14 protein-coding genes and 1 pseudogene are annotated in these 14,107 nt (G+C 57.8%); 9 read left to right on the plus strand and 6 right to left on the minus strand.

Annotation, left to right across the window (positions count from 1 at the left end):
• Nucleotides 1-69: 69 nt before the first annotated feature.
• The 4 genes and pseudogenes from tsaE to THINI_RS11420 form a co-directional block, all read right to left on the minus strand.
• Nucleotides 70-483 (minus strand): tRNA (adenosine(37)-N6)-threonylcarbamoyltransferase complex ATPase subunit type 1 TsaE, encoded by a 414-nt coding sequence (tsaE, locus tag THINI_RS11410; protein WP_002708744.1) that lies wholly within the window; start codon nt 481-483, stop codon nt 70-72.
• Nucleotides 480-1,952, minus strand: a complete 1,473-nt coding sequence (locus THINI_RS11415; protein ID WP_002708745.1) for a bifunctional ADP-dependent NAD(P)H-hydrate dehydratase/NAD(P)H-hydrate epimerase — start codon at nt 1,950-1,952, stop codon at nt 480-482. The genes tsaE and THINI_RS11415 overlap by 4 nt, the downstream gene beginning before the upstream one ends.
• Before the next feature lie 98 nt (nt 1,953-2,050).
• A pseudogene (locus THINI_RS27270) lies at nt 2,051-2,290 on the minus strand (ISAzo13-like element transposase-related protein); the annotation flags it as partial.
• Nucleotides 2,291-2,415: 125 nt separating this feature from the next.
• The gene (locus THINI_RS11420) at nt 2,416-3,792 is read right to left on the minus strand and encodes a hypothetical protein (protein WP_154724401.1); all 1,377 of its coding nucleotides are present in this window, start codon (nt 3,790-3,792) and stop codon (nt 2,416-2,418) included.
• A gap of 240 nt (nt 3,793-4,032) precedes the next feature.
• On the opposite strand from THINI_RS11420, the gene hemL reads away from it, so the two are divergent.
• From hemL to THINI_RS11435, 3 genes are read left to right on the plus strand one after another with little or no spacing between them, the layout of a single operon-like run.
• Nucleotides 4,033-5,331 carry a glutamate-1-semialdehyde 2,1-aminomutase gene (gene hemL, locus THINI_RS11425; RefSeq protein WP_002708747.1) on the plus strand — a complete coding sequence of 433 codons (1,299 nt, stop codon included), beginning with the start codon at nt 4,033-4,035 and terminating at the stop codon, nt 5,329-5,331.
• A gap of 4 nt (nt 5,332-5,335) precedes the next feature.
• Nucleotides 5,336-6,592: a S1 family peptidase gene (locus THINI_RS11430; protein ID WP_002708748.1), complete on the plus strand. Its 1,257-nt coding sequence runs from the start codon at nt 5,336-5,338 to the stop codon at nt 6,590-6,592.
• Nucleotides 6,580-7,536, plus strand: coding sequence for an FHA domain-containing protein (locus THINI_RS11435; protein ID WP_002708749.1), 957 nt, complete (start codon nt 6,580-6,582; stop codon nt 7,534-7,536). Before THINI_RS11430 ends, THINI_RS11435 begins: the two co-directional genes overlap by 13 nt.
• Before the next feature lie 23 nt (nt 7,537-7,559).
• On the opposite strand, the gene THINI_RS11440 is transcribed toward THINI_RS11435, so the two are convergent.
• Both THINI_RS11440 and THINI_RS11445 read right to left on the minus strand, forming a co-directional pair.
• Nucleotides 7,560-8,291 (minus strand): 16S rRNA (uracil(1498)-N(3))-methyltransferase, encoded by a 732-nt coding sequence (locus THINI_RS11440; RefSeq protein WP_002708750.1) that lies wholly within the window; start codon nt 8,289-8,291, stop codon nt 7,560-7,562.
• 24 nt (nt 8,292-8,315) lie between these two features.
• Nucleotides 8,316-9,353, minus strand: coding sequence for a trypsin-like peptidase domain-containing protein (locus THINI_RS11445; protein WP_050988036.1), 1,038 nt, complete (start codon nt 9,351-9,353; stop codon nt 8,316-8,318).
• 291 nt (nt 9,354-9,644) lie between these two features.
• Between THINI_RS11445 and THINI_RS11450 the strand changes: the two genes are divergently transcribed.
• The 6 genes from THINI_RS11450 to THINI_RS11475 all read left to right on the plus strand — a co-directional run bounded on the left by THINI_RS11450 (nt 9,645) and on the right by THINI_RS11475 (nt 13,936).
• Nucleotides 9,645-10,496, plus strand: a complete 852-nt coding sequence (locus THINI_RS11450) for an ABC transporter substrate-binding protein (protein ID WP_002708752.1) — start codon at nt 9,645-9,647, stop codon at nt 10,494-10,496.
• Nucleotides 10,497-10,502: 6 nt separating this feature from the next.
• On the plus strand, nt 10,503-11,204 hold the full coding sequence (locus THINI_RS11455; RefSeq protein WP_002708753.1) for an ABC transporter permease: 702 nt from the start codon (nt 10,503-10,505) through the stop codon (nt 11,202-11,204).
• Nucleotides 11,201-11,899: an ABC transporter ATP-binding protein gene (locus tag THINI_RS11460; RefSeq protein WP_002708754.1), complete on the plus strand. Its 699-nt coding sequence runs from the start codon at nt 11,201-11,203 to the stop codon at nt 11,897-11,899. Before THINI_RS11455 ends, THINI_RS11460 begins: the two co-directional genes overlap by 4 nt.
• A 19-nt stretch (nt 11,900-11,918) precedes the next feature.
• Nucleotides 11,919-13,187: a molybdopterin molybdotransferase MoeA gene (gene moeA / locus THINI_RS11465; protein WP_002708755.1), complete on the plus strand. Its 1,269-nt coding sequence runs from the start codon at nt 11,919-11,921 to the stop codon at nt 13,185-13,187.
• Nucleotides 13,188-13,311: 124 nt separating this feature from the next.
• Nucleotides 13,312-13,560: an AbrB/MazE/SpoVT family DNA-binding domain-containing protein gene (locus THINI_RS11470; RefSeq protein WP_002708756.1), complete on the plus strand. Its 249-nt coding sequence runs from the start codon at nt 13,312-13,314 to the stop codon at nt 13,558-13,560.
• Nucleotides 13,547-13,936: a type II toxin-antitoxin system VapC family toxin gene (locus THINI_RS11475; protein ID WP_002708757.1), complete on the plus strand. Its 390-nt coding sequence runs from the start codon at nt 13,547-13,549 to the stop codon at nt 13,934-13,936. The genes THINI_RS11470 and THINI_RS11475 overlap by 14 nt, the downstream gene beginning before the upstream one ends.
• The last annotated feature ends 171 nt before the right edge of the window (nt 13,937-14,107 follow it).

Consider the following 14,107-nt stretch of genomic DNA (forward strand, 5'->3'; position numbering starts at 1 on the left):
ACAAGCACTGGATTCTTTTCAAGTAGTTTTTTATTAAAACATTACAAGTTTATGATTTTAATCATAAATTCATTCAAGCAAAATATCGCGGGCTGCACCGCAGTGCCTGATGTGGATGCGCAAATCCGCCTTAGGCAGATACCCTGCGGCCTTCTCGGGCCACTCCACCAGGCACAAGGCATCAGGACGCAGATAGTCGCGGATACCCATGTATTCCAGCTCTTCCGGCTCCCCCAGACGATAGAGGTCGAAATGGTAAATGTCGCGCCCAGCCAGATAATAGGGTTCGACCAGGGTATAAGTGGGGCTTTTGACGTTGCCGGTATGCCCCAATTCACGTAACAGGCCGCGCACCAAGGTAGTTTTGCCTGCCCCCAAGTCGCCGTGCAGCGTAATCAGCCCACCGGAGGGAAACTGCCGCGCCAGACTGGCACCGAAGGCCAGCATGGCGGTTTCATCGTCTACCCGTTGCCAGTTGCTCATGCGTTGATTGCTTCCCGTAAATGCGCCAGCACATCGCTGGCCAATAAACCACGTTCACCTGCGGCAGCGGCCAGGTCAGCAGCGTGGGCGTGCGCCCAGACACCGGCTTCCGCTGCGGCTTGCAGCCCCAACCCTTGCGCGAGCAGGGCGGTAATGATGCCGGTCAAGGTATCACCCATGCCACCAGAAGCCATGCCGGGGTTGCCCACGGGGCAGAATGCTACGCCTGCGGCAGAAGCTACCAGCGTGCCTGCGCCTTTCAGGACAATAACGCCACCGTATTCGCGTTGCAAGCGGCTGGCGGCGGCGATGCGGTCTTGCTCAACGTCCGTTGTTTCGCAAGCCAGCAGGCGGGCAGCTTCGCCGGGGTGTGGGGTCAGAACCCAGTCGTCGCGCTGGCTGCGGGTTTGTGCCAGCAGGTTAAGGGCATCAGCGTCCAGTACCTTGGGCAGGCCGACAGTTTGTACCATGGTGAGCAAACCCCGGGACCAGGCGGTTTGCCCCATACCGGGGCCGATGCCGATGGCGTCGATACGTTGCAACAGCGGGCGCAGGTGAACGGGCGATTCAACCGCGTTGACCATCAGTTCCGGGCGTAGCAGATTGAGGACGGGCGCATGTTCGGGATGGGTGGCAACTGTCACCAGCCCGCTACCAGCGCGCAGGGCGGCTTCCCCCGCCATCCGCACCGCGCCGCTCATGCCAGGCGCACCGCCAACCAGCAGGGAGTGGCCGCAGTCACCCTTGTGGGCAGAACGGCGGCGCGGTGGCAGATATTCACGCAGGGTATGCAGGCCGAGCAGGCGCATGTCGGTGGGGACTTGCGCGTAGACTGCATCCGGCACATCCAGCCGGGCGAAATGCAGGTTGCCGCAGTAATCGCGCGCTTTGCCGGTCAGCAGCCCGGCTTTCCAGCCAATGAAAGTGACGGTCAGATCGGCTTCAACCGCGCAGCCACAGGGCTGGCCAGTGTCGGCGTGCAGGCCGGAGGAGATATCCACCGCGACGACTGGCGCATCTTGCTGATTGAGCAGGGCGATGGCGTCGGCGTATGCGCCTTCCACATTGCGGTCCAACCCGGTGCCAAGCAGGGCGTCGACCATCACGTCAGCAATTGGCAACAGCCCCTCAAATGCTTGGGCGCGACCACCGGCAGCCATGAAATTACGGAATGCCTGCTCGGCGGCATCTTGCAGACGCAAGACATCCCCAAGTGACAGCAACGTAACCTGCCAACCAGCCTGTATGGCCAGCCGGGCGATGACGTAGCCATCCCCACCATTGTTGCCGCCACCACACAGGACACAAAGGGATCTGGCATCAGGCCACACAGTACGGATGCGGTCGAAAGTGGCCTGCCCTGCGCGTGACATCAGGGTGTAGGCGGGAATGCCGTGTTCCTGAATGGTGATTTGATCGAGTTGGCGTACTTGGGTGGCGGTATAAACGCAGTGTTCGACTACCGTCATAATAAGGGTTCCTTGGTGTTGGGGTTATAGGGAGTTTATGCCAGGATGGAAAAAAGTGGAAATTTAATGGCACATATCTATGGAGAAAATTAAGCAAATCAGGACAACGCAGGCGGCGGTGAATATTCAAAACAGCCATTTCCTAGGAGATGGTGGGCGTTGGGATAAGCCGCAGACCCAAACTGCTGCCACCAGCGTCGGATGGAGGCCATGGCAAAGGCCGGTGTCACCGCGTTGATGCCGACGTTGACGAAAGCCCGGTTGCAGGCAGAGCCGTAAATGCCATAAGGCGTGGCTTTGTAATCCGTTTTACTGGGGAAGTCATAGGCTTTGACTTCATCGGCTTGTCGGCAGTCACCGAAACCCTACCCAGACGGGCAGCCAGGGGGCGCAGGCTGCTACGGGTGTAGCGGCGATGCCCCTCCGGATCCCCGCCCGTTTCCGGTTCCACCAGCCTGAATATTCAATACCCTGACTCTTGCCCATCAGCTGGCGCTGTATCGGGTGTTGTACCAGTCTCAGGTGAGCCATCCGGTGCAAAGGTTTCCTGGGTATAGGTGGTATTGCCGTATTCATCAACCGACACGTCGGGAGGTTCTGGCGCGTATTGTGCGGAACCGTTCAGCAGGTTAATCCCCTCGTCCAGCAACGGGTACATCTCCGGCGCAAGGCCGGGCTGTTGCAAGCGGGCTTCCAGCTTTTGCAGTAATGGCTGGTTTTGCTGCAAACGTTTCATGACCGCTTCGTTGCCGGTGGGTGTCATCAGCAGCATCGCCAGTTGTTCCACCAGCGACTGGCTGCCGATGATTTTCTGGTAGAAAGCGTCAGCAGCCCCCGCCTGGCCATTGCGCAGCAGTTCAATCGTGTAAAGCTGGTCGCCATATTGGTACAGACTGAAACGGTCTTGCAGCTCAGGCGCTGGCAGGTTGGTTTCCAGATAGCGCAGCAGCAGTTGGCGTTGCGGCTCGGGGATTTGTACCGGCGGTGTGCTGCCGTTAAATTCGGGGTTGAACAGCGAGGAAATACTGTTGCTGAGGGCAAACAGCAGATCGCGCCGTTGCTGCCGGGTCATCTGGGTCGTGTTGATGCCGCGCAGCAGGCTGGTGTAATCCACATTGGGGTCAAGCGGATTAAGCGCTTGCAGGTGGTAGCGGAAGTAAGCATCCGGTGTGAGTTGCCCGCGCAGGCTTTCCAATTGCTGCCAGAATTGGGCATCAGAAATCAGGGCAGGGTTTTCTTGCGAAAGCGAGTAATAAATATCCAGATAACTTTCCAGCATGACCGGTTCTGGCTCCTGCTGGAGGCGCTCTTCCAGAAACTGGCGGATGCGCCGCTGGCGCGGGCTTACAGCGGTGTTGGGAACCAGCTTGCCTTCGTTGTCGTAAGCCCCCGACAACGATGACATCAGGATGGAATACGTCAGCGATTGCCGTTGCTCTACGAGGTAGGCGCTGTTGGTCAGGAATGCCAGCATTTCCTCGAACAGGGCATCGTCTTCCACATCCCCCATCACGTTAATGATGGTATAGCCGGTATCGACAGCGAAGCCGACTGTTAGCGCCTGTTCCCACAGGAAACGTTGCAGGCGGCGCTGGGATAGGTCACGAGCCTGACGCGCCAATTCCTCAAACTGGCGGGTGAGGGCATCAACGCGCGGCTGCCAGGTTTGCTGCATCAGCTCGTCCGGCATCGGGTAAGGGTCTGCTGGGTTTACCATCATCGACTGTAAACTGGCCAGTTCCCGCAGGACAGTTTCCATCCGTTCCAGCAGCGGTTCAATCTTTCCGCCAGGCTTACCGTCAGCGGTCGGGGCGCTTGGGGAGAGGGGTGCTGGCGACACGACCATGCCCCTTCCGGTTGTCGGCCATGGCGCAGGAAAATTCCCCGCCCGTGGTTCGGGCGTTGTTGGTGCAGGCGAAAATGGTGCTGGTGAGGGTGGCTTGCCGGAAAAATAAAGCGCAAAAACGATCACCCCGGCCAAAAGCCCTAACCCCAGTTGGTATCTGTTCAAGTGGATGCCTCTCACGTAAGATAGCAGGCTTTTATCGTCCGTAAAATTTAACAGCCAAGGATGTCAGCCGTGACCCGTTCCGAATCCCTCTTCGAGCAAGCCAAACAGTCTATTCCCGGCGGGGTCAATTCCCCGGTACGCGCGTTCCGCAGCGTTGGGGGTACGCCCCGTTTCATCGCCCGTGCGCAAGGCGCTTATATGTGGGATGCCGACGGCAACCGGTTGATTGATTACGTCGGCTCCTGGGGGCCGATGGTGGCGGGTCATGCCCACCCGGAAGTGGTTGCCGCCGTGCAGGCTGCTGCTGTCGATGGTCTGAGTTATGGCGCGCCAACGGAAATTGAAATTACCATGGCGGAGAAAATTTGCTCTATCATGCCTTCCATCGAGCTGGTACGCATGACCAGCTCCGGTACCGAGGCCACCATGTCTGCCATCCGGCTGGCGCGGGGCTTTACCGGGCGCAATTACATGGTCAAGTTCGAAGGCGGCTACCACGGCCATGGTGACTCGCTGCTGGTGAAAGCCGGTTCCGGCGCGCTTACGTTCGGCCAACCCAGCTCCCCTGGTGTCCCGGTGGAACTGGCGCAATACACCCTGACGCTGGATTACAACAATAGCACACAGGTGCGCGAAGTGTTCGCGGCGCGTGGGCATGAAATCGCCTGCATCATCGTCGAGCCGGTGTCCGGCAACATGAACTGCATCCCGCCCGTGCCCGGTTTCCTCGAAACTTTGCGCGAAGTGTGCGACGAACACGGCGCGGTGCTGATTTTTGATGAAGTCATGACCGGTTTCCGCGTGGCGCTGGGCGGAGCGCAGGCGGTGTATGGCGTCAAACCTGACCTTACGACGCTGGGCAAGATCATCGGCGGCGGGATGCCGGTCGGCGCATTCGGCGGCAGGCGCGACATCATGGAACAGCTTTCCCCGCTGGGGCCGGTGTATCAGGCGGGTACGCTCTCCGGCAACCCGATTGCAATGACGGCTGGCCTGAAAATGATGGAAATCATTTCCCAACCCGATTTTTATGCTGGCCTGACCAGCAAGACCCGCTATTTGCTGGCAGGCTTGCAACAAGCTGCTGATTCTGCCGGGGTCGCATTCATCACCCAGCAAGTGGGCGGCATGTTTGGCCTGTTCTTCACCGCCGAAGCGCGGATTGATACGTATGCACAAGTAACGGCCTGCAATATCGGGCAGTTCAACCAGTTTTTCCACGGTATGCTGGATTGTGGCGTTTACCTCGCCCCTTCCGCTTACGAAGCCGGTTTTGTTTCCAGCGCCCATACCCAGGCTGATCTGGATGAGACCATTGCCATTGCCACCGACGTTTTCGCTGCCCTGCAACCCAAGGCCAAGGATTAACCCAGTGTTGACAAGGCTCCTACTCCTGCTTGCTTGCCTGCTGGCCGTGCCGCTTGCGTGGGCGGAAAGCAGTTCGTCATCGATTTATTCCGATGTGGAAAGCTCGGTCTATCAGGTGCGGGTCATTAACCAGCAGACCGGCAAAAAGACCACCATCGGTTCCGGTTTCGTGGTGATGCAATCCGACATTATCGCCACCAACTACCATGTGGTTAGTACCTACATCAACAACCCGGGCGGTTTTGAACTCGATTATCTGTCCACTACGGGCAATACCGGTGGGCTGGAATTGCTGGCGGTGGATGTCCTCCACGACCTGGCGGTGTTGCGTGCCGAACGCCCGTTGGGCAACCCCTTACAAATCACCAAAGTGCCGCCCAAGGGCGAACGCCTGTATTCGTTGGGCAACCCGATGGACAAGGGTTTTTCGATTGTGGAAGGTACCAACAATGGGGTCATGAAATACAGCGATGACAACAACATCCTGTTTTCCGGCAGCCTCAACCCCGGCATGAGTGGCGGCCCGACCCTCAACGGCAACAAGGAAGTGGTGGGGGTGAACGTGGCCACCTCCGGCAACGGCATCAGTTTCCTGGTTCCCGCGCAATACCTCGCCATCATGTTGGAACGCCTGAAACTGACCGGTTTCCAGCCGGACAAAGATATTCTCCTGCGTATCACCGAGCAGTTACGCGCCAATGCCGACAAATACTTGCAGCGTTTGCAAGATGATAACTGGACTAGCCTGAAAATCGGCAATTTTTCCGTGCCTGCTGATATCGAAGGCGCTACCCGCTGCTGGGATAACAGCCAGAAACCCGACCCAGACGACCTGCTGCGCACCACCTATACCCAGTGCAGCAATGAGAACAGCATTTACCTGGATGAAAACCTGGAAGTCGGCAGCTTGGCTTATGAATATGTCTGGCTGGAAACGGACAAGACCGTACCGGCACGTTTTTACCGCCAGTACGAGGCCAACAATTCCAGCGTGCCCAACAGTGACGCAGGCAAGCAGGATGTCACCAATTTCGAGTGCTTCACCGATTTTACCGTGGTGGCGGGGCAGGAGTTCAAGCTCACCACCTGTCGCCGCGATTACCTCAACTATACCGGCCTGAGCGACCTGCTGATCAGCGCCGCGCTGGTGGGGCACAAACGCGAAGGCATGTTGTTCAACCTGGATTTGACCGGCACCACGTTTGACAGTGGCATGGCCTTGCTCAAGCGGATGCTGGAGGCGTTCAAATGGCAAAAATAATCCTCGAAATCCAGACCCGTGGCCTTAACCAGTACCATCGCCTGGAAAGCTTTCCCGTCACTATCGGGCGGGCGCTGGATAATGACATTATCCTGTCTGACAACTCGGTATCACCCTATCACCTGCGGCTGGAGCAGGATGAGACAGGCCAGATTTTCATCCACAACCTGTCGGATGAAAACGGTATCCGCCTGAACAGCCACAAACTGGGGCAGCAGCCGGTATCGGCACCGGTTCCCAGCCAATTGCTGCTGGGCAACCGCAAGGCAAGGTTGGTGTCGGCGGGAATACCGGTGGAAATGACCCATGTCAGCCGTTGCAGCGGTATTTTCTCACCGTTGTGCAAGCCGTTGTGGGCTGGCATGTTGCTGCTGCTGACCATCGTTTCCCTGCTGGTCAATGATTATCTGGATGTGGCGATGCAAAAGGACGCGCTGTTTTACATCAGCGGCCTATTGCCCAGCCTACTGTGGATACTGCTGTGGACGTTGCTGATCGGCGGGGTTTCGCGGTTGGTGACGCACCGCTGGGAGTTTGTACCTGCTTTGAGCGTGGTATCGCTGTTCACCCTGATACCACTGATCTTGCAGGAGGCGGGTGACTGGCTGGATTATTTCTTCACCTCCGATTCGCCCAGCAACTGGCTGGTGATCGGGGTGGGTGATTTCCTGTTGTTGCCCATCCTGTTGTATGCCTACCTGCATTGGGTGCTGAGCCAGAAACACCGGCATTCGCTGGGGATTGCGCTGGTGCTTAGTGCTTTGCCGCTGGGTTTGCGTGGGATGAATTTGCTCGACCAGATCACGGCGGATAGTGAGTTTTCCAGCGAACCGTATTACCAGCAGACCTTGAGTTCGCTGAATATGCACGCCAGACCGGCGTTGTCGCTGGAGCAATACTTGAAGCAGGCAGCGGAGGCATTGCCTTCGCAGGTTGAGGAGTAGTTGGGTTTATCCCCCAAGCCACCTCAGAGATCGCCGTAGCGTTGCTGGAGCAGGGCGAGCGCGGCGATGCTGGCGGTTTCCGCCCGCAGGATGCGTGGCCCCAACGCGATTGCCATCATGCCCGCGTGCAGGCATTGTGCCACTTCCTCATCCGTAAACCCGCCTTCCGGGCCTGTCAGCAAGGAAATGGGGGTTGGTAAGTCAGCGGGCAAGGCATTGATGCGCGGGTAATCGCCGGGAGCGAGGATCAGGCGCGTGCCTGCCGTCGGGGTTTCCAGCCAGTTTGCCAGTGTTTGCGGCGCGTCTACCATCGGCAGGCGGGTGCGCCCGGATTGTTCGCAGGCGGCTTGTACGATACCTTCCCAATGCTGGGTTTTTTTGTCGGCTTTTTCCTTGCCAACGCGGATGACACTGCGCTGGGTGATCAGCGGCTGGATGCAGGCCACGCCCAGTTCCACCGCTTTTTGCAGGGCGAAATCCATTTTGTCGGGCTTGATAATGGCTTGCGCCAGCGTCAGTGGCAGCAGGGATTCGGGGTTGCCAGGGGAAAAGCTGTCGATGCGGGCAGTGGCGGCGCGTTTGCTGACGGTTTCGACCCGTGCCAGGTATTCGCCGCCTGCGCCATTGAACAGGATCAGCGGTTCGCCCGCATTCAGGCGCAACACCTGGATGGCATGGCGGAAGGTTTCCGGCGGTAGTTCCAGCACTTGCCCGGCGTGCAGTTCCAGTGGCAGGTAAAAGCGGGGGATACGCATGGCGGTTGACCCTTGGCTGTTGCCTTACGGCAATTGCCCGATTTCCACGCTGAGCGTTTGCGGTTTGCCGTTGCGCAAGATGCCAATTGGCTGGCGGCTGCCGGGGCTGGTGGCGGCTACTTGGTTGCGGAACGCGCCCAGATCCCTCACTGGTTTGCCTGCATAGCTGACGATGACATCATCCAGCCTGAAACCGGCCTTGGCCGCAGGCGTACCGGGTTGCACCTCGACTACCAGGATGCCGGTTTGCCCCGCTGGCAGTTGCAGGCGTTGGGCGGTTTCGCGCGTCAGCGTCTCAATCAGCACGCCCAGTTGCCCACGCACCACGCTGCCCTGCTGGATCAATTGCTCGGCGACTGTTTTGACGAAATTGACCGGAATGGCGAAACCGATACCCATGTAACCACCGCTGCTGCTGAATATGGCCGTGTTCATACCCACCACTTGCGCATCGAGGTTGACCAGTGGCCCGCCGGAATTGCCGGGGTTGATGGCGGCGTCGGTCTGGATGAAATCCTCATAATCGTTGATGCCCAGCGCCGTGCGCCCCTTGGCGCTGACCACCCCGGCGGTGAGGGTGTGTTGCAGGCCAAACGGGTTGCCAATGGCCAGTACCCATTCACCCACGTCCAGTTGTGCCGAATCCCCCAGTGCCAGGGGCAAGGTATCACCGGTGGGGATTTCCAGCACCGCGATGTCGGAGTGCGTATCCACCCCTTTGACGGATGCTTCAAACTCTTTCCCGTTCAGCAACATGACGCGGACGCTACGGGCATCCTGCACCACATGATAAGTGGTCAGGATGTAGCTACGGCTTTTTTCTGCCCGGAACACAAACCCTGAACCCTGGCTGGTTTCCACCTGGGCTTCCGGCGGCAGGTCGGTGGGGGGTAGCAACCCTTCCGGCAAGTCGCCAAACAGGCGTTTGAACAAATCCTTGTCAAAAGGGAATTGCATGGAGGCCGGGTCAACCGGAAACTCCGCCTGTACCGACACCACCGAGGGCGAAACCTGGCGGGTGACTGCCGCAAATGCCTTGCCTGATTCGCGCGGGTTCAACATGCTACCTTGCTGACAGGGGATGAGCGAGCAGCCAGATAATGACAGCGCAAGCAAACAGATGGAGAGGAGTTTCAACATTCGGCGGCCATGAGTGTGGATAAATCGTGGGACAACTTATACCTTGTTTGTTGCGTGCGCGCCACTAACGATGAGAAATGACGTATTAATGCCTACCCTTTATTAGCCATTGCTAACCAACCTTCAGCCAACCTTTTTAAAATAGATTGGGAACCTATGGCTTTACCCTGCCATAGCCTTGCCATAACTATGCCACCCTGTTGAGGACAAGCCATGAAAAAGTTGCTATTGACCCTGCTGCTGACACTGCCCCTGCTGTTGGCCACCGCCCACGCCGATGATGCACCCGCCAACAAGGTACTGAAAATGGCCACCACTACCAGCACCGAAAACTCCGGCCTGCTGAAAGATCTGTTGCCCAAGTTTGAGACAAAATCCGGCTACGAAGTCCAGGTCATCGCCGTCGGCACCGGCAAGGCGCTGAAGATGGGCGAGGATGGCGACGTGGATGTGGTGCTGGTACATGCCCCTTCCTCCGAAAAGGAATTCGTGGAAAAAGGTTTCGGTGAAAAACGCTACCCGGTCATGTACAACGACTTCATCATCCTCGGCCCGGATGCCGACCCGGCAGGCGTGCGCGACACCAAGACCGCCCCCGAATCGCTGGCCAAAATCGCCGAAAACAAGGCCGTGTTCGTTTCCCGTGGCGATGATTCCGGCACCCACAAGAAAGAGCTGAAACTGTGGGAAACAGCAGGCATCAAGCCGGAAGGCGACTGGTATCGCGAAGCTGGGCGCGGCATGGGCGAAGTCATCCAGATGGCGGGCGAACTGGGCGGCTACACCCTGGCTGACCGTGGCACCTGGCTGGCCAGCGAGGAAAAATCCCCGCTGAAAATCATCCATGAAGGCGACAAGGATCTGTTCAACCAATACGGTGTCATCGCCGTCAGCCAGACCCGTTACCCCGACATCAACCACGCAGGCGCACAGGCACTCATCGACTGGATCGTTTCTGCGGAAGGCCAGCAGGCAGTTGCCGACTTCAAGATCAATGGAACCCAGTTGTTCACACCTAATGCCGAGGAAAACGCCACGGCTGAAGCACCCGCAACGGCCAAATAAGGGTGTATGGATGCCCTGATCGATGCCAGCACCCAGGCCCTGTACCTGCTGTTCAGCGGCGATCGGGCGCTGTGGGAAATCGTTGGCATTTCTTTCCGCGTTTCCCTGCTGGCCTTGCTGATTGCTACCCCGCCTGCCGTATTGCTGGCATTCGTGCTGGCGTATGGAAAATTTCCCGGCAGGCGGCTGGGGATTGCGGTGTTCAGCACCTTGCTATCGGTGCCGACCGTGGTAATCGGCCTGACCCTGTACCTGCTGCTGTCGCGGCAGGGGCCGCTGGGGGAATGGCGGCTGCTGTTCACCCAGACCGCCATGATCATCGGCCAGATTGTACTGGCTTTCCCAATGCTGGTGTCGATCGGCCATTCGGCCTTGCAGGCGGCTGACCGGCGGGCATGGGAAACGGCGCGCACCCTTGGCGCTTCCCATCTGCGCGCCTTGCTGACCATCCTGTACGAAGTCCGCTTCGGCCTGCTGGCAGCGGTGCTGGCTTCGTTCGGGCGTATCATTTCCGAAGTGGGCGCATCGATGATGCTGGGCGGCAACATCCTGCATCACACCCGCAACATCCCGACCGCGATTGCGCTGGAAACCAGCAAGGGCGAATTCGCCCAGGGCATCGCGCTCGGCATGGTGCTGCTGGTGATGGCCGCCACGCTCAACATCCTGCTGCACCATTTCCAGGGCAAAGGCTATATCGGCTCATGAATGAACTGCATTTTCTCAACATCCGCAAACGTTTCCGCCTGAATACGATTCTGGATGGATTGGAACTGAGCCTGTGCGCGGGGCGCTGCACCCTGCTGACCGGCGACAATGGCGCGGGCAAGACCACCCTGTTGCGCATTCTCGGCGGTTTTGAAAAGCCTGATAATTTTCAGGTAGATACTGGCTTTTGCGTACTTAACTGGCGGCAATACCGCAAAACCCTGCAAGGCAGCGTGCTGTACCTGCACCAGCAACCCTACATGTTTGAAGGCAGCGTGCGCGCCAATCTGGCCTATGCCTTGCCGCACGCATTACCCAAAAGTGAGCAGGTGGAACGCATCCGGATGGCGCTGCATTGGGGAGGGTTGGAACGGATTGCCGACGCGCCCGCCAAGCAGCTTTCCGGCGGCGAATGCCAGCGGGTAGCACTGGCGCGCGCCTGGCTACGCCAGCCCGGTATCCTGCTGCTGGACGAACCCACCGCCAACATGGATAAGGAAGCCCGCCTGCGTACCGTCAGCCTGCTGCGCCAGTTACGCGACGAAGGCAAGACCTTGCTGATCGCCAGCCACGACCCGGATTACTTTTCCTCGCTGGTCAACGACCACCTGCACCTGCACACCGGTAAGCTGCAAGCGGTTACAGGCGCGCCGCAATTCGCTAACATAATGCCGTTACACCACGCCGCCACCTGACCAGAACGGGAATTACCGCATGGATACACCACACACCCTTCAATCCGCCCCCAGTTGCGCCGATGACCGCGACCCCGCCAGCCTGAGCGTGGAGGAAGCCCGTAGCCGTATCATGGCTGACCTGCAACCGGTCGGCCCTGCCCTTAAACGTCCGCTGCGCGGCGCGCTCGGGCAGGTGCTGGCGGAAGATGTGGTTTCCCCCATCAACGTGCCTAACCACGTCAACTCGGCGATGGATGGTTATGCCCTTGGTGGCAATGACCTGCCGGACGATGCAATCCACGAATACCACGTGATCGGCACGGCCTACGCGGGCGTTCCCTTTACGGCGACCTGCAACAAGGGCGAATGCGTGCGCATCATGACCGGCGCACCCATGCCCGCCGGAACCGACACCGTGGTGATGCAAGAGCAGACTGAAATCGCCGGGGAAAATACGGTTCGCATCGGTGCAGGCCACCGTAGCGGGCAAAACGTGCGCCAAGCCGGGGAAGACATTGCCAAAGACAGCGTAGTGCTGACTGCCGGACGGCGCATCAACCCAGCGGATCTGGGCGTGCTGGCTTCGCTTGGCGTCAGCGAAGTTGGCGTGCATCGCCCGCTACGGGTAGCGTTTTTCTCCACCGGCGACGAATTGCGTTCCATCGGCGAAACCCTGCGCGACGGCGAAGTTTACGACAGCAACCGCTACGCCCTGTACGGCATGTTGCAACAGCTCGACGTCGACATCCTCGACCTGGGCGTGGTGCGTGATGACCCGGCAGCACTGGAAACCACTTTTATGCAGGCTGCTGCCGTTGCCGATGTGGTCATTACCTCGGGCGGAGTATCGGTCGGTGAGGCTGATTACACCAAGCTCATCCTCGACAAGCTGGGACAGATCAATTTCTGGAAAATTGCCATCAAGCCGGGACGTCCACTGGCTTTCGGCAAGCTCGGCAATGCCTTGTTCTTCGGCCTACCGGGAAATCCGGTAGCAGTGATGGTGACATTCCTGCAATTCGTCCAGCCTGCGCTGCTGAAACTGGCCGGACAGCAGGATTATGAGCCGCTGCTGGTGGATGCCATTTGCCAAAGCCAGCTGAAGAAAAAACCGGGGCGCACCGAATTCCAGCGCGGCACGGTAAGGCGCACGGCGGATGGCAGGCTGGCGGTGGAAAAATCCGGTTATCAGGGTTCCGGCGTGCTGAGTTCCATGAGCAAGGGCAATTGCCTGATCATTATTCCACAGGAATCCGCGACGGTGGAGCCGGGGGATGTGGTGCAGGTACAGCCGTTCGGGTGGTGATCTGTATACACCAAGCAAGTATTGGAGCAGGAACTTTACTCCACCCAATAATGGCTAGTACCTTACCTTGTGATTATTGGGCGATAGTGAAACAATACTACTTACCCAATGCCGAAGGTAAGTAATGATGAACGCGCAGCAACATACCCTGAAAATTTCCAAAAAAGGCCAGATAACCCTACCTAAATATATCCGGCAAGCACTTGGCAGCGAACGTGTCCGCCTCACACTGGTGGATGGTCAGGTTCGTCTTGAACCCATCAAATCCGTTGCTGGCAGTTTGAGTGCTTATGCTCGTAAAAATATTGATATGGAAAAAGAAACTGAGCTGGCATGGGATGCGGTGATTGAAGAAAAATATGCAGCTCATTGATACCAACGTTATCCTGCGTTATCTGCTGGCAGATAATGAAACCTTGTATGAACGTGCCTGCGCCATTATTGAGCCGCTGAAACAAGGCAACGCAGACGCTATGATTACCGAAGGCGTACTGATTGAGTGTGTGTATGTCCTGTTGAAAGTGTACAACATACCGCGCCCGTTGATTGCTGGGAAACTGACTGATGTGTTGAGTTACCCCGGCTTCTATCAGCCTCATTACGGTCATTACTTACACGCATTGGACATTTTCGCTGTCCATAACGTCGATATTGTTGATGCTTTGTTGTTCACACGTTCGCAGGACGAAGGTTGTGAAATCCAGTCATTTGATAAAGACATCCAGAAACTGATCCGGCGGCCGGGTTAAACCTCTACGATCCCTTCCCCATCATGGTTTACCTGTACATCACATCAGGGAAGGATTCCGACGTCGACGGGTGTGACAAATTTTGTAATGCAATAAAAATAAAATTTACTAATAATTGGATACCGAGTGTTAGCCCCCTAATGCTCGATCCTTTATCACATTGCGAGGAAG

Origin of the sequence: Thiothrix nivea DSM 5205, assembly GCF_000260135.1 — a bacterium.
GTDB classification, from domain to species: domain Bacteria; phylum Pseudomonadota; class Gammaproteobacteria; order Thiotrichales; family Thiotrichaceae; genus Thiothrix; species Thiothrix nivea.

Excerpts from the sequence above, each read along its gene's own strand:
- THINI_RS11415 (WP_002708745.1), bottom strand. The coding sequence starts at position 1,952 with ATGACGGTAGTCGAACACTGCGTTTATACCGCCACCCAAGTACGCCAA.
- THINI_RS11460 (WP_002708754.1), top strand. The coding sequence starts at position 11,201 with ATGAATGAACTGCATTTTCTCAACATCCGCAAACGTTTCCGCCTGAAT.
- THINI_RS11455 (WP_002708753.1), top strand. The coding sequence starts at position 10,503 with ATGGATGCCCTGATCGATGCCAGCACCCAGGCCCTGTACCTGCTGTTC.
- THINI_RS11440 (WP_002708750.1), bottom strand. The coding sequence starts at position 8,291 with ATGCGTATCCCCCGCTTTTACCTGCCACTGGAACTGCACGCCGGGCAA.
- moeA (WP_002708755.1), top strand. The coding sequence starts at position 11,919 with ATGGATACACCACACACCCTTCAATCCGCCCCCAGTTGCGCCGATGAC.
- THINI_RS11445 (WP_050988036.1), bottom strand. The coding sequence starts at position 9,353 with ATGTTGAACCCGCGCGAATCAGGCAAGGCATTTGCGGCAGTCACCCGC.
- THINI_RS11470 (WP_002708756.1), top strand. The coding sequence starts at position 13,312 with ATGATGAACGCGCAGCAACATACCCTGAAAATTTCCAAAAAAGGCCAG.
- THINI_RS11435 (WP_002708749.1), top strand. The coding sequence starts at position 6,580 with ATGGCAAAAATAATCCTCGAAATCCAGACCCGTGGCCTTAACCAGTAC.
- THINI_RS11475 (WP_002708757.1), top strand. The coding sequence starts at position 13,547 with ATGCAGCTCATTGATACCAACGTTATCCTGCGTTATCTGCTGGCAGAT.
- THINI_RS11450 (WP_002708752.1), top strand. The coding sequence starts at position 9,645 with ATGAAAAAGTTGCTATTGACCCTGCTGCTGACACTGCCCCTGCTGTTG.
- tsaE (WP_002708744.1), bottom strand. The coding sequence starts at position 483 with ATGAGCAACTGGCAACGGGTAGACGATGAAACCGCCATGCTGGCCTTC.